Origin of the sequence: Pseudomonas sp. RIT778 (assembly GCF_019718735.1) — a bacterium.
GTDB lineage: Bacteria > Pseudomonadota > Gammaproteobacteria > Pseudomonadales > Pseudomonadaceae > Aquipseudomonas > Aquipseudomonas aphyarum.
Map to the genome: position 1 here is coordinate 42,977 of NZ_JAIHBA010000028.1, position 18,388 is coordinate 61,364.

Genomic DNA, 18,388 nt, shown 5'->3' on the forward strand with positions numbered 1-18,388 from the left:
GGCTCTGCACCGAATACCTGCCGCGCCTGAAGCGCCACCGCACTGTCGGCCCCGGCCAGCGCTGCGCCGAAGGTGTCGAGAATGTGTCGCTTGGCCTGTTCCACCAACGCTGGCGGCAGATCTTCAAACCGCGTTTCGACGCAAAACTGCGCCAGCCGCTGCATGCGTTCCGTCATACGAGGTAGTCCCGATAATGGCGCTCATACACCGACGCCGGATGATCCTGCGCAACCGGCGCCGCCGTTTGCGCCCACCACTGCGCGACCTCAGCGCCGGTGGCGATCCACACATCGTCGTGCTGCTGAATGCCTTGCAGCAATTCCTGCAGCACGCCGATGCGCCCCGGCGTGGCGATGATTTCCGGGTGCAGGCGCAGCACGTAGCACAGGCCGAAGCGGTGAAACCCGGCGAAGTCCATTTGCAGGTTGCCCAGGGTGTGGCTGTAGGAAGCGATCCGCGATTGTGCCGGCGGCACGGCCGGGCTCAGGTTGAAGGCGAAGTAGGGCTCGTCTTCCAGTTCGTAATGCAGCGGCAGCTCGACCACTTCAGGCGCGGTCGGATGCAAGAACGGCAGGTCATCGCCACGCCAAGATGACGACCAGAGAATGCCGTGATCTTTCAAGGTTTCGATGAAGCCCGGCGCGCCGTTGCCCGCCGGAATCCGGAAACCGGTTGGAGGCACGCCGGTCAATGCTTCCAGCGCTGCACAGCCCTTGGCGACTTCCGCGCTTTGCGCCGCCAGATCCAGCGTGTCGTAATCCTGATGGCGGTAACCGGCGCAGGCGATCTCATGCCCGTCAGCCAGAATCGCGGCGATGTGCTGCGGGTTTTCCTCGGCAACGATGCCGGGCACGAACCAACTGCTGCGCACCCCGAGTTCCCTGAACAGGCCGAGCAATCGCTCGACGCCGCGTTGCGTGCCGTAGCGCCACACCGACAGCGTCTTGTCGCGCCCGGCGACTTCCGGGGCCTGGGTGAGAATGCCGTGGATGTCGTTGTAATCGACGGTCAGCACCACCGCGCAGCGTTTGCCGGCGGGCCAGAGGTTGTCAGCGTCAGCCATGTTGATGCTCCTTCAGCCACCAGCGGGCGACGTCGCGGCAGGTGGCGAACCACACGTCATCGCGCTGGCGCATGTGTTCGAAGAGTTTCTCCAGCAACAGGATGCGCCCCGGTTTGCCGGTGATTTTCGGGTGGAACAGGGTGGTCAGGCACAGGCCTTCGTCCATCGCGCCGTCGTACTCGCGCTGCCAGTTGTCGAGGGTCAGCTCGTAGCTGGCGGTGCGATCGAGCCCGGACGGGAAGTTCGGTGCGCGGGTGTAGGCGAGGGAGGCGTAGTCGTCCATTTCCCAGCGACCGGGGATTTCCACCAGCGGCGTGTCGTGGCCGGGGACGTTGACCAGATACGGGCGATCATCGCCGCGCATGCTGCTGGAATAGATGACGCCGTTGTCGGCCAGCATCGCCGGGGTTTCGGCACGCCAGTCGCCGGACGGGGTGCGAAAACCCTCGGCGCGGATGTGCAGGTATTGCCAGAACACGTCGCGGGATTTGTTCATCACGGCCTGCTGCTGGTCCAGCGTCAGGGCGTAGAAGGATTCGTGCTTGTAGCCGTGGTAGGCGACTTCATGACCGCGCTCGACGATGGCCTGGCATTGTTTCGGCCAGTTTTCCACGACCCAGGCGGGGACGAAGAAAGTGGTCGGGATCTTGAAGGCGTCGAGCAGATCCAGCAGGCGCGGCAGGGCGCGGTACGGGCCGTAGCCGCCGAAGCCGAAGTATTCGGGTTTGTGCCAGATCGAGTTGTTGAGCATGGCATCGCCGGTCGGGCCGTCGAGGTCGAAGGCCAAGGCGAGGCAGGCTTTGTGCTGGTCGGGCCAGGTGGGTTGGGGGGAGGACATCAAGGGTGCTCCAACTGTCTGAAGATGGGCACCTGACCTGTAGGAGCGAGCCTGCTCGCGATGACGGTATGACTGGCGGCATCAATGTTGAATGTGCCGGCCTCATCGCGAGCAGGCTCGCTCCCACATAGGGTCGCGGTGCCTGCAAAATTACTTGCCGGCGTTAATGGTCACATCCTTGATCGCACCCAACTCCAGATCCCACTTCTTCAGAATCGCGTTATAGCTGCCGTCATCCACCATGCTCTGCAACGCCACCTTCACGGCTTCACTCAGCTCAGGCTTCTTCTTGCTCACCCCCAGCCCGGTGAACTGCACGGAGATCGGCTGGCCGACCGTCTTGTACATGTCCTTTTCCTGGGTCTTGAGGTAAGACAGGGTTTCGCTGCCCTGCATCGCCGCATCAATACGGCTCTGGCGCAGTTGCGCACGGGCGTCGGCCGAGCCTTCGGTGCCGATCACGTTGATTGCAGGTTTGCCGGCCGCTTCACAGTTTTCCTTGCTCCACGCGGCGATTTCCGCCGGGAAGGTGGTGCGGCGGCTGGTGCCGACTTTCTTGCCGCACAGGTCGATGATCTCGTTGGTCGCTGCATTTTTCTGCAAGGTGTAGAACTGCGGGCCGCTGGTGAAGTAGTCGACGAAGGTCACGCTGGCCTGACGCTCGGCGGTGTCGGTCATGCCCGACAGGACCATGTCCACGCGGTCGGTGGTCAGGGCGTTGATCATTTGCTCGAAGCCGGTTTCCTGCCACTTGATCTTCACCCCGAGGCGTTCGGCCAGGGCGTTGCCCAGGTCGTAGTCAAGGCCAGTGAGCTTGTTGGTGGCCGGGTCCTTGAAATCCATCGGCGGATAGTTGGGCATGATCGCGACGACGATCTCGCCTTTTTCCTTGATGCTGGCCGGCAACTCGGCGGCCACGGCGAAACCGCAAGACATGAGGGAGGTGAGTACTGCTGGAATGACGAAGTTCTTCATGGACGTTCTCTTATGAGTGTTGTGAAGGCCAAAGGGGCCTCAGGTTCGAACGGCAGAAATGAAGCTTTGGGTGCGCGGGTTTTGCGGACTTATTAGTATTTCTTCGGGGCTTCCAGCCTCCACGATCTGCCCGCCGTCCATGAACACCATGCGGTTGGAAACCTCCCGGGCGAAGCCCAGTTCATGGGTGACGACGATCATGGTCATGCCGGTCTGCGCCAGATCGCGCATCACCGACAGCACCTCACCGACCAGTTCCGGGTCGAGTGCCGAAGTGGGTTCATCGAACAGCATCAGCTTGGGGCGCATGGCCAGGGCGCGGGCAATCGCCACCCGTTGCTGCTGACCGCCCGACAGTTCAATCGGGTAGCTGTTGCGTTTGTCGGCCAGGCCGACCCGGGCCAGCAGTTCCAGGGCTTCTTCGTGCGCCTCCTTGGGCGAACGCTTGAGCACCTGGCACGGGCCTTCGATGATGTTTTGCAGCACAGTCATGTGCGGGAACAGGTTGAAGCGCTGGAACACCATGCCGGTGGCCAGGCGCTGACGGGCGATCTGCGACTCGTTGAGTTCGTGCAGCTTGTGCCCGACGACACGGTAGCCGACCAGTTCGCCGTCGACCCAGAGGCCGCCCTTGTCGATCTTTTCCAGCTGGTTGACGCAACGCAGCAGGGTGCTCTTGCCCGAGCCGGACGGGCCGATGATGCACAGCACTTCGCCTTGCTCGACCTCGATGTTGATGTCCTTGAGCGCGTGGTACTGGTCGTAATATTTGTTCAGGCTCACGGCCTTGACGATGCTTCTCATGACGAATTCCTCAAGAACGCTTGCCGGCGCCGCGAGCGAAACGACGCTCCAGACGGCTTTGACCAAAGGACAGGACGGTGACGGTGGCCAGGTACCAGATACCGGCGACGATCAGCAGCTCCATGACCCGGGCGTTGGCGTAGTAAATGTTCTGGGCGTTGTAGAGCAGTTCCGAGTACTGGATGACGCTCGCCAGCGAGGTCATTTTCACCATGCCGATGAACTCGTTGCCGACCGGTGGAATGATGATCCGCATGGCCTGGGGCAGGATGATCCGGCGCAGCGCTTGCAGGCGCGGCATGCCGATCGACTTGGCGGCTTCGTACTGGCCGGTGTCCACCGACAGCAGGCCGGCGCGCACCACTTCAGCGGTGTAGGCGCCCTGGTTGATGCTCAAGCCGAGCAGGGCAGCCACGAACGGCGTCATCAGGCTCACGGTGTCGAGTTCGAACAGACCGGGAATGCCGATGGTGGGGAAGATCAGCGCCAGGTTGAACCACAACAGCAGTTGCAGAATCAGCGGCGTACCGCGAAACAGCCAGGTGTAGGTCACGGCCACGTAGCGCAGGATCGGGTTGGCCGACATGCGCATGATCGCGGTGATCACCCCGAACACGATGCCCAGCGCCATGGCCAGCACGGCCATGACGATCGTGTTAAACAGGCCCCACATGATCGCTTCGGAGGTCAGGAACTGGCCGATGTACGACCATTCGATCTTGCCTTCGGCGAAAGCCCGCACCAGACCGATGATCGCGATGACGATCACGGTGGCAAAGAAGATCCGCCCGTAATAACGCCGTGGCACGTGCTGGTACTGGGTAATGTCGAACTGGTTTTCCGCCAGTTTGCGCTCCGCCTGGAGTCGTTCTGCCTGAGTCTGGCTCATGGTGTTTCTCCGAACTGTACTTTCAAATCCACCGCATTCCACTGTGGGAGCGAGCCTGCTCGCGATTGCGGCAGCACTCTCGACATCTCTGCTGGCTGATCCATCGCCATCGCGAGCAGGCTCGCTCCTACAGGGTTTGCGTGTTGGCCGTTAGAGGCGGAAGCCCTGGTAGTTTTCGGTCCACTGTTGCTGCGCGGCGAGGGCGGTTTTCAGGCGGCCGATCTGCTCGCGCACCTGTTGCGGCGCGGTGCCGCCCCAGCCGCTGCGGGCGGCGATGGCGGCTTCCAGGGTCAGGCTGTCACGCACGTCTGCCGTGAGGCGCGGGTCGATCTCGGCCAGCAGCGCCGGCGAGGCTTCCCACAATTCGAGGTCGTGTTTCTCGCAGGCCTGAACCAGCGCACCGGTGATTTCGTGCGCTTCCTTGAACGGCACGCCGCGCACCGCCAGCCAGTCGGCGACTTCGGTGGCGAGGGTGAAACCCAGCGGTGCCTGACGGCGCAGTTCCTCGACGTTGACGGTCATGGTCGCGACCATCCCGGCCATCGCCGGCAGCACCAGCAGCAGGGTGTCGACGCTGTCGAGCACGCCGTTCTTGTCTTCGCTCAGGTCGCGGTTGTACGACAGCGGCAGGGATTTGAGCGTCGACAGCAGGCCGGTCAGGTTGCCGATCAGACGCCCAGCCTTGCCCCGCGCCAGTTCGGCGATGTCGGGGTTTTTCTTCTGCGGCATGATCGAGCTGCCGGTGGCGTAGGCGTCGTCCAGGTCGACCCAGCGGAACTGGCGCGACGACCACAGGCAGAACTCTTCAGCCAGACGCGAGATGTTGATCCCGAGCATGCTGGCGATGAACAGGAATTCGGCGACGTGATCGCGGCTGGCCACGGCGTCGATGGAGTTTTCGCAGACCCCGGCGTAGCCCATTTCCTTGGCCGACTGCTGCGGCTGGCGAGCGATCGCGGAACCGGCCATGGCCGCAGCACCGAGGGGCGACAGCGAAGTGCGGGTGTCCCAGTCCACCAGTCGCTGCACGTCACGCAACATCGATTGCGCGTGGGCCAGCAAGTGGTGGGCGAACACGATCGGCTGCGCCTGCTGCAGGTGAGTGAAACCCGGGCAGATGCTCTCGACGTGCTGCTCGGCCTGACCCACCAGCGCCGTTTGCAGGGCCAGCACTTCCACGGCCAGGGTGCGGACGTGGTCACGCAGGAACAGGCGTAGGTCGTTGGCGGTCTGGTCGTTGCGTGAACGGCCGGCGCGCAGCTTGCCGCCCAGTGCGCCGAGGCGCTCGGTCAGCAGGCGCTCGATGAAGGTGTGAACGTCTTCGTCGTCCAGCGTCGGGGCGATGCGCCCGGCAGCAAAATCGGCACCGATGCCGTCCAGGGCTTCGATCATCGTGCGGGTTTCCTGCTCATCCAGCAGGCCGGCACGTTGCAGTTCCCCGGCGTGGGCCTTGGAGCCGGCCAGATCGTACGGCGTCAGGCGGAAATAGCGCTCGGGGCAACGGGACAGGGCCGCCAGGGCTGCGGACGGGCCGCTTTTGAAACGGGCACCCCAGAGACGGTCGGTGGTTTGAGACATTTGTTGTTTTCCTCGTCGGTAACGCGAACTGAAATCGGTGTGCATGGCCCTGAAAAAACGTGCCGAACAATCAGCAGACGGAATCAGGCCAAAGCAGTTTTCAAGAGGGCAGTTGCAAAGAGACAAGAGCTGATCGAAGTGTCAGCTTTTAATGTTTGGCGATCAGTGAGTTGGCACTGATGTTCGGGATTTTTTGGCGGTTGCCAAGGCTTGTTTTCTGTGATCATTATTATTAGCCGGCGATGTTTTTGTTGTTGGACACAGATTGTTGAACATTGCGCCAGAGGTAAATCAGCATTATGGAAACCCCACTTTCCAATTCCGGAAACCCACCGGTCAAAACCGCTCACCGGGCACCTTTGGCCCTCAGCGGACTGGATTTCAAACTGCTCAAGGTGTTCAAGGCGGTGGTCGAGGCCGGCGGCTTCAGCGCGGCGCAAAACGAGCTGAACGTGGGCCTGGCCGCGATCAGCAAGCAGATCTCCGACCTGGAAATCCGCATCGGCATGCGGCTGTGCACCCGGGGGCGCGAAGGGTTTCACCTGACCGAAGAAGGGCGTCTGGTGTATCAGGCGTCGATCGATCTGTTTGCCTCGGTCGACAACTTTCGTGACCGGCTTAGTTCAGCGCAGAATGAACTTATCGGCGATCTCGGAGTGGGGGTGATCGATAATACGATCAGTGACGATAATTCACCGTTAGTTGCTGCGCTTAGAAAAATAAATGAACACTCGCCGAAAGTAAGATTTCAACTTCAGGCGACCCAGCTGGATGAAGTGGAAAGAGGCGTGGTGGAAGGTCGCTTAGTTGCCGGAATAGTCCCGGTTTATCAAAAACGCGAAGAGTTCGATTATTACCCGCTCTATGAAGAACGCTCGCAGGCTTACTGCGCCGTCGGCCACCCGTTGTTCGAGATGCCGGCGGAGCAGATGGGCGGCAACGTATTGCAGGATTACGAGTGCATCAACCACCGCTACGCGATCCATCGCGACAAGCTCAACTTTGCCCGCTACGACAGTTTTTCCGCCTCGGCGACCCAGGTCGAAGCGGTGGCGCTGCTGATCAAGACCGGGCGTTTCGTGGGCTTTCTGCCCCAGCATTACGCCGCCACACTGGTGGCCGCCGGGCAGTTTCGCGCGGTGTGCCCGGAGCTGATCCACTTCGACACGCCGTTCAATCTGATCCTGCGCCACAACACCGTGCGCAGTCCGTTGGTCAAGGCGTTCGCCCAGGCGCTGGGGGTTGATCTCAAGCCGACGGCGTGAGTATCAGGCGCATGGCGCAACGTCGCTCGCCGGGCAATCCGTGAGCGATTTCATCGAGCAATACATGGTTCAGACGCACGTCCGTGTCCTCGGCGTTCAATAGCGCAAAACCCATGCGTTGATAGAACGGCGCATTCCACGCCAGATCGCGAAAGGTCGTCAGCGTCACCGCTCGAAGTTGCCACAGACGCGCCTGTTCAATCGCCGCCAACAGCAACTTGCGACCGACGCCCCGGCCCTGAAAGTGTTGGCTGACGGACAGTTCCTCAATGTGCAACTGTTGGTCGACAGTCACCGCCCTTAAAAAACCTGCAAGTTGCCCGTCATTGTTTTCCGCGACCCACAGTTCGCCCCGTTCAATGGCCGGTAAATGCGCCGACGCCTGCGGCACAGACGCATCCGCCAGCCAGGCCAGTGACGGGTCGAGGCGAAACAGTTCGGCGGCCGAGCGCTCGATGGCGGGGAGGGCGGTGGCATCGGCTGCCAGGGCCTGTCGCACGGTAAAGGTCATCAGTCAGCGGTTCCTGTCGAAATCACGTCGCGCAGGTTAAGGCGTCAGCCACAGCAACACATAATCGTTTTTGTCGAAACGCCCGCTCAGCACCGGCCGCAGCGTTCCGAGCGGCGTGCCTTGCAGGGCCTGATAGTCGCTGCGATCCATCATCAGCCATGCCGGCCCCTTGAGCGCTTCGAGTGCTTGCGTGGTTTCAGTGAACAGCGGTTGCAGATCCTGCTCGACGTTGACCATAAACTTGATCGCCTTGGCATCCTTGCCCATGCCGTGCAGCACTAGCGGCGCAGGTTGCTCGTGGATGCGCGCGAGTGCCGCCTGGCTGAAGGTTCGCGTGTCATACAGCTGGCGCTCCACCGGCTCGAACACCAGCGCGTACGCCGACCAGACCGCCAAAACAGCGCTGAGCGCGAGGACTTCGGTTCGCCAGCGCGGCAGCCACAACCGCGACAACGCGGCCAGTTGCAGCAATCCGAGCACGATCATTACCGGCGTCAGGTCGGTCAACGACTCGGGAAACCGCCGCTTCGCCACCCACAACAAAGCGATCAACAACGCGGGAATCAACAACCACAATCCCTGCATGGCGACACGCAGCCACGCAAACACCCGGCCATGCACTACCTGAAACGGGTACGCCGCAATGATCGCCGCCATGGGCAGCATCGGCAGCAGGTAACGGGCCTTTTTCGCCTGCGGAATCGACAGCCCGAGCATCACGATCAACCCCGCAGCAGCGCAATACTGCACCAGTCGCAAAGCCGGGCCGCGCTGGCTGGGCTTGCTCAGCCACGCCGCCACCAGTGCCAGCAAGGCCAGCGGATACGCCAGCGCGTAGTTGCCTAGTGAGCTGGTGAAGTAATACAGCGAACCGCTGACGCCTTCGCTGCCGTCCATGCGCCCCATGAACTGCATGCGGATCACGTCCTGACGAAACGCCGGCCCACCGCTGACCTCCGCCAGCCACAACAACAGCCCGACGCAGGCCGCCAGCAACAGCGAAGCCAGCGCGCCGAAGGTCAACAGGCGCGACCATTGGCGATCCAGCAGGTAGTAACTGCACAGCATGCCGGTCGGCACCACCAGCCCGATCGGCCCGCGAATGCCAAATCCCAGCAGCAACAGAATGAACACCAGCGGCCAGCGTCGTCCGGCAGCGAAATGGTCATGGGCATAGCCGAGGTAGAACACCGAGAACGCCACGGCGGCGAGCATCAGGTCCTGCGACACCGCGCGGGTCTCGGTGATGAAGGTGCTGGTGAGCATCAGCAGCGCGATGCTGACCACCGCCCAGCGCACGGACGAAGGCGCGAGCAAGCGATACATCAACGTCACGATCACCGCGCCGGCGACAGCGCTCGGCAGCCACGCCGTCAGGCTGTTGACCGTCCCGAACGGCAACGACAACAGCCAGATGAACAAGGTCGAGAGCGACGAATAATCGGCGTACGGCTCACCATAAGTGGTGGGAAACACACTGGGCCCGTGACGCAGCATTTCCTGGGCGAACAGCACGAAGCGCGAGTCGAAACCGATGGGCGCCTGCCCGTACACGCCGGCGATGAACAGCAGAAACGCCAGCAGCCCTGCGATCAGGGACTGCCGGTGCAGGGCAGGGGTTAAACCGATCAAGCCACGTCCGAGGCGTGCGGCCATTGCTGCAACGGAATCGGCAAGGTGCGCGATTCGCCACGGCCCATCGGGAAGTAATGGAAGCCGTTGCGGGCCAGGCGTTCGGCGTCGTACAGGTTGCGGCCGTCGAAGATCACCGGAGCCTTGAGGCGTTGCTGGATCAGGTCGAAATCCGGCGCCTTGAACTGCTGCCATTCGGTGCAGATGATCAAGGCATCGGAACCGGCGAGTACCGATTCCGGGGTGCCCATCAGCATCAGTTTCGATTCTTCCGGGTACAGATGCTGGGTTTCCTGCATCGCTTCCGGGTCGAACGCCCGCACGCTGGCGCCGGCGGCCCACAACGACTCCAGCAAAACCCGGCTCGGCGCATCGCGCATGTCGTCGGTGTTCGGCTTGAAGGCCAGGCCCCACAGGGCGAAGGTCTTGCCGCGCAGTTCGCCCTTGTAGAACGCGTTGATGCGTTCGAACAGCTTGTGCTTCTGCCGCTGGTTGATCGCTTCCACCGCTTGCAGCAGATCGCTGGAGCAGTGCGCCTCTTCGGCGCTGTGGATCAGCGCGCGCATGTCTTTGGGGAAGCACGAGCCGCCGTAACCGCAACCGGGGTAGATGAAGTGGTAGCCGATGCGGCTGTCGGCGCCGATGCCCTGGCGCACCGATTCGATGTCCGCGCCCAGGTGTTCGGCCAGTTCGGCGATCTGGTTGATGAAGCTGATCTTGGTCGCCAGCATGCAGTTGGCCGCGTACTTGGTCAGCTCGGCACTGCGCAGGTCCATGAACATGATGCGGTCGTGATTGCGGTTGAACGGCGAATACAGATCGCGCATCACGTCGCGCACTTCTTCGCGCTCGCAGCCGATGACGATCCGGTCCGGCCGACGGCAATCGGCGACTGCCGAACCTTCCTTGAGAAATTCCGGGTTGGACACGATATCGAACTGCAACAGGCGCCCGGCCTTGATCAGCGCTTTGTCCAGGTGGGTGCGCAAGGTGTCGCCGGTGCCGACCGGTACGGTGGATTTCTCCACCAGAATCAGCGGCTGCTCACGGTGGCGGGCCACGGCGTCGCCCACCGACAGCACATAACGCAGGTCGGCCGAGCCGTCTTCTTTCGACGGGGTGCCGACGGCGATGAACGCGACCTTGCCGTGCTGCACCGCGAGTTTTTCATCGCAGGTGAATTGCAGGCGCCCGGCGTCCAGACCCTCGCGGACTAAGCTTGCCAGTCCGGGCTCGAAGATGCTGACGTAACCCTGGCGCAGCAGCTCGACTTTTTTCTCGTCGATGTCCATGCACACCACGTCATGGCCGACTTCGGCCAGCACGGCGGCCTGCACCAGGCCGACATAACCGCTACCAAACACTGTGATTTTCATGGCGAACTCCTCAATTCGGGCGCACGGGCCGGACGAGTGTTGATGGTGATGACCCCGAGCATGACCAGCGCCACGCCCAGTGATTTAGAGAAACTGAAGGATTCGTTGAACAGCGGCAGGCTGGCCGCCAACAGGTACACCAGCGCGTAGCTGATGCTCAGCAGCGAATAGGCCCGGCCCAGCGGCAGATCGCGCAGGGCGGCGAGCCAGCAGAGCATCGACAGCGCATAGGCGAAGATCGCCGCGAGCACCACGGCCAGCGCAACTGAATCGACGCTGGGCACGGCCAGCCACTGATCCGGCCGGGGCAGGCGCGTCATGCTCCAGCGCATGCTCAGTTGCGCCACGCTGACCAGCAGCACGCTGGCCAGGGCGAAGAAGATTCCACGACGCTGGTTCATGACTGCTGCCCCAACAACGCCACGCCACCGATTACCAAAAACACGCCGAACCAGTGTTGAACGTCGACGGGCTCCTTGAACACAAAGCGGGCGATCAAGGTGATGATCACGAAGTTGAGGCTGAGCATCGGGTAGGCGATGCTGACCGGCAGACGCTGCAATACCAGCAGCCACACCAGCAGACCGGTGCCGAGGGCAAACAGCGCCAACCACAGCCACGGCGAGCGCACTTTGCGTGACCACGACAGGCTCGCACCGCGCCAGCTCTCGACGGCGAATTTCTGCGCGACCTGGCCCAGGCAGGTCAGCACGCAGGCGAGCAACAGCAGCCACAGACTCATGAGGCCTCCTGCGGAAGAATCACGATCACCAGATTGCCTTGCTCATAACGAACGCCGTCCTTGGGCAGTCTGTCGAGTTCGTCCAGTTCGTCTTGCCCCTTGACCCGCATCAGCACGCCGACCGAACCGGTCTTGCGGGCGTCGCGCATCCACTGTTGCACCTGATCGGGATCGACCCGTTGGTGAATGCCATCAGGATAGGCAAGGCCATATTTCAATTCGCCTATCGTGTTGTACATCGCCACCTGCGGGCGTTTGACCCGCCAGGACAGGGCCGACGCGGCGCCCAGATCGTTGCTCAACAGGTGCGTGGTGGCCGCCAGTTCCGTCTGGTGGGCGAGCACGAACTGATCGGGCATCTTGTTCGCCACCACCGATTTGGGCAGTGCCGCCGGCAGCAATGCGATCAGCAACAGGCTGCCCACCGCTGGCGCCGCCCAGCATTGCAACGGGCGGAAGGCTTGCAGCAGGTTGCTGATGATCCAGCCGGTCAGGGCGATGAACACCAGCACCAGGCTGTGCAATTCGTGGTCGTACAGCGGACGCTTCAGTTGCACGTAAACCAGTCCGATCAGCGTGACCAGTCCCAGCAACAGGTTCAGCAGACCATTGAGGCCCAGCGCCCGGCCTTGCTCCAGGCGCAAGCGATCGGCCAGCGCATGGCCCAGCAGCAACGCCAGCGGCAGCAGGCACGGCAGGATGTAGGTCGGCAGCTTGCCGTTGCTCAGGCTGAAGAACAGCAGCGGCATCAGCAGCCACAGGCCGAGAAACGCGATGCCGGTTTCGCGGCGGGTCTGCCACGCCTGCTTGAATGCCACCGGCAACATCCCGACCCACGGCAGACTGAACGCCACCAGCAGCGGCAGGTAGAACCACCACGGCGCGTCATGCTGGGCATCGTCCCCGGCAAAGCGGCGGATGTGCTCGTGCCAGAAGAAGAACCGCCAGTAATCCGGTTCCTGACCGTGCACCGCCAACACCCACGGCAGGCTGACGATGATCGCCACCGCAATGGCCAGCGGGCCGTACAGCAGCAATTCCTTCCAGCGTTTTTGCCAGAGCATCCACGGCAAAGCGATCAGCACCGGCAGCAGCCAGGCGAGAAAACCCTTGGTCATGAAGCCCATGCCGCAGGCCAGGCCCAGCACCGCCCAACCGGCCAGGCGCTGACCGTTGGAGCGGCTGTCGAGGGCAAACCACAGCGCCACCAGACTCAGGTTGACCCAGAAGGTGAATTGCGGATCGAGGTTGGCGTAACCGGCCTGGCCGGCGACGATGACGAAGCTCATGTAGAGCAGGGCGCAGACGAAGCTTTTGCGCGGGTCATTCCACAAACGGCGAGCGATGAGGAAGCACAGCAGCACGCTCAGCCCGGTACTCAGGGCCGAGGCAAACCGCACGCCGAACAGGTTCTGCCCGAACACGGCCTGCCCGAGGGCGATCATCCAGTAACCGGCCGCCGGTTTTTCGAAGTAACGCAGGTTCATGAAATGCGGCGACACCCAGTTGCCGCTCAACAGCATTTCCTGGCTGATCTGCGCATAACGGGTTTCATCGGGAATCCACAGACCATGACTGCCCAGCGGCAGCAGACAGGCCAGCAGGAAAATCCCCAGCAACAGCGGCAATGCCCAGCGTTTGCTCATGCGCCTTGCACTCCCAGCCAGCCTTCGCGGCCTTCGAGGGCACCGCGTTGCACACGGCCGACGGGCAGGGTGTTGAGAAACTCGGGCAGCAAGTCGCCCAGCGGCTGAAAGTTGATATCTCGCTGGCGTGCGTCGGCCAGCAGTCGACGAAAATCTTCGGCCATCAGAATCCCTTCTACTTCGGCGTGAATGGTGTAGACGTTGAGGTTGTCCGGGCGGAACCGGTCGAGGATGAAGGCGTTGAAGTCCTTCGCCGCCACACTCGGCCCGACCACTTCATCGAAGGTCGGCAAGTCCACCGGAATCTGCGGCGCACCGACCGAGCCGTCAGACAGCAACGGGCGGAACAGCCGCTGCCCACGGCAATCGCTGTTGTAGCGAAAGCCGAAGGCTTGCTTGGCTTCGATCACACGCTCGTCCGCACGCCAACCGGCGGCGGCCGAACACGTGACCTTTTCGCCGAGGATGTCGCTCAAGGTGTCGACACCCTGACGGATCTGCTCGACCAGTTGCGCATCGCTCCAGCGCCCGGCATTGGCCTGCCAGCCGTGGTGATCCCAGGCGTGCAGGCCGACTTCGTGGCCGGCGGCCCGGGCCTGACGCATCAGGTGCCCGAGGTCGCGGCCGATCGGTTTGCCCGGCCAGGCGGTGCCCGCCAGCAGGATGTCCCAGCCGTACAGGCCGGCGGCGTTGGAGCGCAGCATCTTCCAGAGAAACCGCGGACGGATCAGGCGCCACAGATGCCGGCCCATGTTGTCCGGGCCGACACTGAAGAAAAACGTCGCCTTGATCTGCGCTTCATCGAGGATTTCCAGCAAGCGCGGCACACCTTCGCGGGTGCCGCGAAAGGTGTCGACGTCGATGCGCAAACCGGCCTGCATCAACGCTTGCTCTCGATTTCGGCCATTGCTTCACGCAAGAAGAAATCCAGCGTGTTGCCGATGGTCTCGCGCATTTCCACGGTCGGCGTCCAGTCCAGCAGGCGCTTGGCGTTGGCGATGCTCGGTTTGCGGTGCTCGACGTCCTGGTAACCGGCGCCGTAGAACGCCTTGCTTTCCACGTCGCGGAACCCGGCGAACGGTGGGAAGTTGGAACGCAACGGGTGAGCCTCGAACTGGCGCAACAGTTCTTCGCCCAACTGACGAATGCTGGCTTCGTTGTCCGGGTTGCCGATGTTGATGATCTGGCCGTTGCAGACGTCGTTGTCGTTATCGATGATCCGCGCCAGCGCCTCGACGCCGTCGGCGATGTCGGTGAAGCAGCGTTTCTGCTCGCCACCGTCGAACAGGCGGATCGGCGTGCCTTCCACCAGATTGAGGATCAACTGGGTGATGGCCCGGGAACTGCCGATGCGCGCCGAATCGAGGCGATCCAGCCGTGGGCCCATCCAGTTGAAGGGACGGAACAGGGTGAAATTCAGGCCCTTGGCGCCGTAGGCCCAGATCACCCGGTCCAGCAGTTGTTTGGACACCGAGTAGATCCAGCGCTGCTTGTTGATCGGGCCGACGATCAGGTTCGAGCTGTCTTCGTCGAAGTGCTTGTCCTGGCACATGCCATAGACTTCCGAGGTCGACGGGAAGATCACGCGCTTGTTGTATTTGACGCAGTAGCGCACCAGTTTCAGGTTTTCTTCGAAGTCGAGTTCGAACACCCGCAGCGGGTTGCGCGTGTATTCGATTGGGGTGGCGATGGCCACCAGTGGCAGGACCACGTCGCATTTCTTGATGTGGTACTCGATCCACTCCGAGTGAATGCTGATGTCGCCTTCGACGAAGTGAAAACGCGGGTGGCTGCGCAGCCGGTCGATGGCATCGGAACCGATGTCCAGGCCATAGACTTCGTAGCGATCGTCACGCAGCAGGCGCTCGGACAAATGGTTGCCGATGAAACCGTTGACGCCGAGGATCAGCACCCGCGTGCGGCGCGGGCCACGGCCGGATTCGGCGCCGCGCAGCAGCGAACCGTCCACCAGACCGAGTTCATTGGCCAGTTGCGGGCCGCTCAGGTACAGGCCGTTGTCGTTGCGCTGGCCGGCGTTGATCACCAGCGAATCTTCACCGCAGGCGATGCGCAGCGGATCGACACTGATGACCCGGCCCGGCGCCTGGCCTTCGTTGCACTTGACCACGTCGGCGCTCCACACGATCAGCTTGTGCTCGCCCACGGCGCAAAAGGCGCCGGGGTAAGGCTGAGTCACGGCCCGCACGAGGTTGAACAGTTGCTCTGCCGGTTGCGCCCAGACCAGTTTGCCGTCTGCCGGAGTGCGACGACCGAACACCGTGGCCTGGGATTCGTCCTGCGGAGTTTCCCGCAGCTTGCCGTGCAACATCGCCGGCAGAGCATCGCGCAGCAGGTCGCTGGCGGCAATCCGCAGTTTGCCGTGCAGGCTCAGCGCGGTGTCGCTGCGTTCGATGGCCACGCGTTGCTGGGCGAGGATGGCGCCGGCGTCGGCGCGCTTGACCATGCGGTGCAAGGTAACGCCGGTTTCGGTTTCGCCATTGACCAGCACCCAGTTGGCCGGGGCGCGGCCACGGTAGCGCGGCAGCAAAGAGCCGTGCAGGTTGAACGCGCCTTTTTTGGCGGTGGCCAGCAAGGGCTCGCTCAGCAGGTTGCGATAGTAGAACGAGAAGATGTAATCCGGATCGAGCTTGGCAATCCGCTCGATCCACAGCGGGTGGTTGGCGTCTTCCGGTGCATGAACCGCGATGCCTTTGTTGGCGCACAGTTGCGCGACGGAGGCGTAGAACGCATTTTCCTGTGGGTCATCGGCATGGGTGAATACCGCCGCAATGTCGTAGCCGCTGTCGAGCAGGGCTTGAATGCCGGCGCAGCCAATATCGTGGTAGGCGAAGACAACGGTTTTTGCGCTCATGAGAGAACCTGATCGGACGTGGAGTTGGAAGTGAGGCCGTCAACGGTGATGGCGGGGGCCGGCGAGGCGGGGTGCCCGCGCAGGACCTTTTCGATGAAGAAACGCGGGCGGGCGCGCACATCGCTGTACATGCGCCCCAGGTATTCGCCCAGCAGGCCCATGCCGATGAACTGGCCACCGGTAAACACGAACAGCACGGCGAACAGCACGAACAGGCCATCGCCGGCCCATCCGGCGCCAAAGGCCAGGCGCATGACGATCAGCGCCGCGGCGAACAGCACGCCGAGCCCGGCCATGGCGAAGCCGACGATGCTCAGCAGGCGCAGGGGTGTGGTGGTCATGCAGGTGATCAAGTCGAACATCAGGTTGATCAGGCGCATCGGGCTGTATTTCGAATCGCCGTGTTCGCGCTCGGCGTGGGCCACGGTGATTTCCGTGGTGTGGCGGGCGAAGCTGTTGGCGAGGATCGGGATGAACGTGCTGCGTTCGCGGCAGGCGAGCATCGCGTCGATGATCGCGCGGCGGTAGGCGCGCAGCATGCAACCGTAGTCGCTCATGGCAACGCCGGTGGAGCGTTGCACGGCGAGGTTGATCAGTTTCGACGGATAACGGCGCAGGGCCGAATCCTGGCGATTGCCGCGCACGGTGCCGACCACGTCAAAGCCTTTTTCGGCCTCGGCCACCAGGCGCGGGATTTCTTCCGGCGGGTTCTGCAAGTCGGCGTCGAGGGTGATCACCACGTCGCCCTTGCACTGTTCGAAACCGGCCATGATCGCCGCGTGCTGGCCGTAGTTGCGGTTGAGGATGACCGCCACGAAAGGGCTGTCTTCGACTGACGCGGCGTCTTCGAGCAATTGCGCGGAGGCGTCGCGGCTGCCGTCGTCGACCAGCACGATTTCGTAGTCATGCCGCAATTGCTGGCAGGCGGCCTGGGTGCGGCGCAGCAGCTCCGGCAGACTGTCTTCTTCGTTGTAGACCGGGATGACGATCGACACGCAATGAATCGGATAAGGTCTCACGGGCGTTTCCCCATCAGGTGTTCAATGGCCCCGACGACCCGGTCCAGATCCTGGTCGGTCATGTCGGGAAACAAGGGAATCGAGCACAGCCGCGCCGAGTTCCACTCGGTGTCGGGCAGGGACAGGTGCGGATCACGCTGGCGATACCAGGTGTGCAGGTGGGTGGCGATGAAGTGGATGCCGGTACCGATGCCTTGCTCCTGCAAACCCTTCATGAAGGCTTCGCGATCGATCCCGAAGTGCTCGCTGTCGATGCGCAGGATGAACAGGTGCCAGGCGTGTTGTTGGGCGTACTGCGGCACGGCCAGCGGTTGCACCGGCAGGCCTTCGAGTTTTTGCAGGTATTGCGTGGCCAGTTCGGTGCGGCGGGCGTTGATTGCGTCCAGACGCTCCAGTTGCACCAGCGCAATCGCGGCGTTGATGTCGGCCAGGTTGTACTTGAAACCGGGCTCGATCACCTGGGCCTGGGGTTTTCGGCCGTGGGTCAGGCGGTCGTAGGCATCGACGCCCAGGCCATGAAACTTGAGCATGCGCACACGGTTGGCCAAGGCTTCGTCGTCGGTGACGAACATCGCCCCTTCGGCGCAGGTCATGTTCTTGATCGCGTGGAACGAGAAGATCGCGGTGCCTTGCGAACCCACGTGGCGGCCCTTGTAGCGAGTGCCAGCGGCGTGGGCGGCGTCTTCGATCACGGCGATGCCGTGTTTGTCAGCCAGTGCGTACAGCGGATCAAGGTCGAACGCAGCGCCGGCGTAATGCACGGGAATGATCGCTTTGGTGCGCGGCGTGATGGCGGCTTCGATGCGCGCGGCGTCGGTCATCAGGGTGTCGCGGTCGACATCGACGAACACCGGCGTGGCGCCGAGCAGGGAAATCATGTTGGCGGTGGACACCCAGGTCTGCGACGGGGTGATGACTTCATCGCCGGGGCCGATCCCCAGCGCCAGTAAAGTTACATGCATGGCACCGGTGGCCGAGGAAAGTGCTACGGCGTGCCGACTACCGACATAGTTGCCGAAGTGTTCTTCCAATGCCTGATTCTTCGGCCCGGTGGTGATCCAGCCCGAACGCAATACTTGTTCGACGGCGGCAATTTCTTCTTCACCGATACTGGGGCGGGAAAACGGGAGAAACGCTTGACTCATAAGAACCTCGGGGCGACAGCCATCCTTCAGCCA

18 protein-coding genes are annotated in these 18,388 nt (G+C 62.5%); 1 reads left to right on the forward strand and 17 read right to left on the reverse strand.

Annotated features, from left to right (window positions below; translation table 11 throughout):
* The 7 genes from K5E37_RS29485 to argH form a co-directional block, all read right to left on the reverse strand.
* On the reverse strand, positions 1-176 hold a 176-nt coding region (locus K5E37_RS29485), incomplete at its 3' end, for an MmgE/PrpD family protein (protein WP_260404350.1).
* Positions 173-1,063 carry a polysaccharide deacetylase gene (locus K5E37_RS19830; RefSeq protein ID WP_221534917.1) on the reverse strand — a complete coding sequence of 297 codons (891 nt, stop codon included), beginning with the start codon at positions 1,061-1,063 and terminating at the stop codon, positions 173-175. The genes K5E37_RS19830 and K5E37_RS29485, both read right to left, overlap by 4 nt.
* Positions 1,056-1,904 carry a polysaccharide deacetylase gene (locus tag K5E37_RS19835; protein WP_221534918.1) on the reverse strand — a complete coding sequence of 283 codons (849 nt, stop codon included), beginning with the start codon at positions 1,902-1,904 and terminating at the stop codon, positions 1,056-1,058. Before K5E37_RS19835 ends, K5E37_RS19830 begins: the two co-directional genes overlap by 8 nt.
* 147 nt (positions 1,905-2,051) lie before the next feature.
* A complete protein-coding gene (locus tag K5E37_RS19840) occupies positions 2,052-2,876 on the reverse strand; it encodes an ABC transporter substrate-binding protein (RefSeq protein ID WP_085603455.1) in 825 nt (274 codons plus the stop codon).
* Positions 2,877-2,915: 39 nt separating this feature from the next.
* Positions 2,916-3,680 (reverse strand): amino acid ABC transporter ATP-binding protein, encoded by a 765-nt coding sequence (locus K5E37_RS19845; protein WP_007951284.1) that lies wholly within the window; start codon positions 3,678-3,680, stop codon positions 2,916-2,918.
* 10 nt (positions 3,681-3,690) lie between these two features.
* Positions 3,691-4,569, reverse strand: coding sequence for an amino acid ABC transporter permease (locus K5E37_RS19850; protein WP_221534919.1), 879 nt, complete (start codon positions 4,567-4,569; stop codon positions 3,691-3,693).
* Between the two features lie 150 nt (positions 4,570-4,719).
* Entirely contained in the window at positions 4,720-6,147 is a 1,428-nt protein-coding gene (argH, locus tag K5E37_RS19855) for an argininosuccinate lyase (RefSeq protein ID WP_085603458.1), read from the reverse strand.
* A 299-nt stretch (positions 6,148-6,446) separates the two neighbouring features.
* Between argH and K5E37_RS19860 the strand changes: the two genes are divergently transcribed.
* Entirely contained in the window at positions 6,447-7,412 is a 966-nt protein-coding gene (locus K5E37_RS19860; RefSeq protein ID WP_085603460.1) for a LysR family transcriptional regulator, read from the forward strand.
* Here K5E37_RS19860 and K5E37_RS19865 read toward each other — a convergent pair.
* The 10 genes from K5E37_RS19865 to arnB are packed head-to-tail and all read right to left on the reverse strand — an operon-like array spanning position 7,396 to position 18,355.
* Complete coding sequence (locus K5E37_RS19865) at positions 7,396-7,923, reverse strand: GNAT family N-acetyltransferase (protein WP_221534920.1); 528 nt, start codon at positions 7,921-7,923, stop codon at positions 7,396-7,398. The two genes, K5E37_RS19860 and K5E37_RS19865, sit on opposite strands and share 17 nt — an antisense overlap.
* 36 nt (positions 7,924-7,959) lie before the next feature.
* Positions 7,960-9,579 (reverse strand): glycosyltransferase family 39 protein, encoded by a 1,620-nt coding sequence (locus K5E37_RS19870; RefSeq protein ID WP_221534921.1) that lies wholly within the window; start codon positions 9,577-9,579, stop codon positions 7,960-7,962.
* Entirely contained in the window at positions 9,552-10,931 is a 1,380-nt protein-coding gene (locus tag K5E37_RS19875) for a UDP-glucose/GDP-mannose dehydrogenase family protein (protein WP_221534922.1), read from the reverse strand. The genes K5E37_RS19870 and K5E37_RS19875 overlap by 28 nt, the downstream gene beginning before the upstream one ends.
* Positions 10,928-11,332: a 4-amino-4-deoxy-L-arabinose-phosphoundecaprenol flippase subunit ArnF gene (gene arnF / locus K5E37_RS19880; RefSeq protein ID WP_085603468.1), complete on the reverse strand. Its 405-nt coding sequence runs from the start codon at positions 11,330-11,332 to the stop codon at positions 10,928-10,930. Before arnF ends, K5E37_RS19875 begins: the two co-directional genes overlap by 4 nt.
* A complete protein-coding gene (gene arnE / locus K5E37_RS19885; protein ID WP_221534923.1) occupies positions 11,329-11,673 on the reverse strand; it encodes a 4-amino-4-deoxy-L-arabinose-phosphoundecaprenol flippase subunit ArnE in 345 nt (114 codons plus the stop codon). Before arnE ends, arnF begins: the two co-directional genes overlap by 4 nt.
* Positions 11,670-13,319: a lipid IV(A) 4-amino-4-deoxy-L-arabinosyltransferase gene (gene arnT, locus K5E37_RS19890; protein WP_221534924.1), complete on the reverse strand. Its 1,650-nt coding sequence runs from the start codon at positions 13,317-13,319 to the stop codon at positions 11,670-11,672. Before arnT ends, arnE begins: the two co-directional genes overlap by 4 nt.
* Positions 13,316-14,200 (reverse strand): 4-deoxy-4-formamido-L-arabinose-phosphoundecaprenol deformylase, encoded by an 885-nt coding sequence (arnD, locus tag K5E37_RS19895; protein WP_221534925.1) that lies wholly within the window; start codon positions 14,198-14,200, stop codon positions 13,316-13,318. Before arnD ends, arnT begins: the two co-directional genes overlap by 4 nt.
* Entirely contained in the window at positions 14,200-16,191 is a 1,992-nt protein-coding gene (gene arnA / locus K5E37_RS19900) for a bifunctional UDP-4-amino-4-deoxy-L-arabinose formyltransferase/UDP-glucuronic acid oxidase ArnA (protein WP_221534926.1), read from the reverse strand. Before arnA ends, arnD begins: the two co-directional genes overlap by 1 nt.
* A complete protein-coding gene (gene arnC, locus K5E37_RS19905) occupies positions 16,188-17,210 on the reverse strand; it encodes an undecaprenyl-phosphate 4-deoxy-4-formamido-L-arabinose transferase (RefSeq protein WP_221534927.1) in 1,023 nt (340 codons plus the stop codon). The genes arnA and arnC overlap by 4 nt, the downstream gene beginning before the upstream one ends.
* Positions 17,207-18,355, reverse strand: a complete 1,149-nt coding sequence (gene arnB / locus K5E37_RS19910; protein ID WP_221534928.1) for a UDP-4-amino-4-deoxy-L-arabinose aminotransferase — start codon at positions 18,353-18,355, stop codon at positions 17,207-17,209. Before arnB ends, arnC begins: the two co-directional genes overlap by 4 nt.
* Positions 18,356-18,388: the final 33 nt, after the last annotated feature.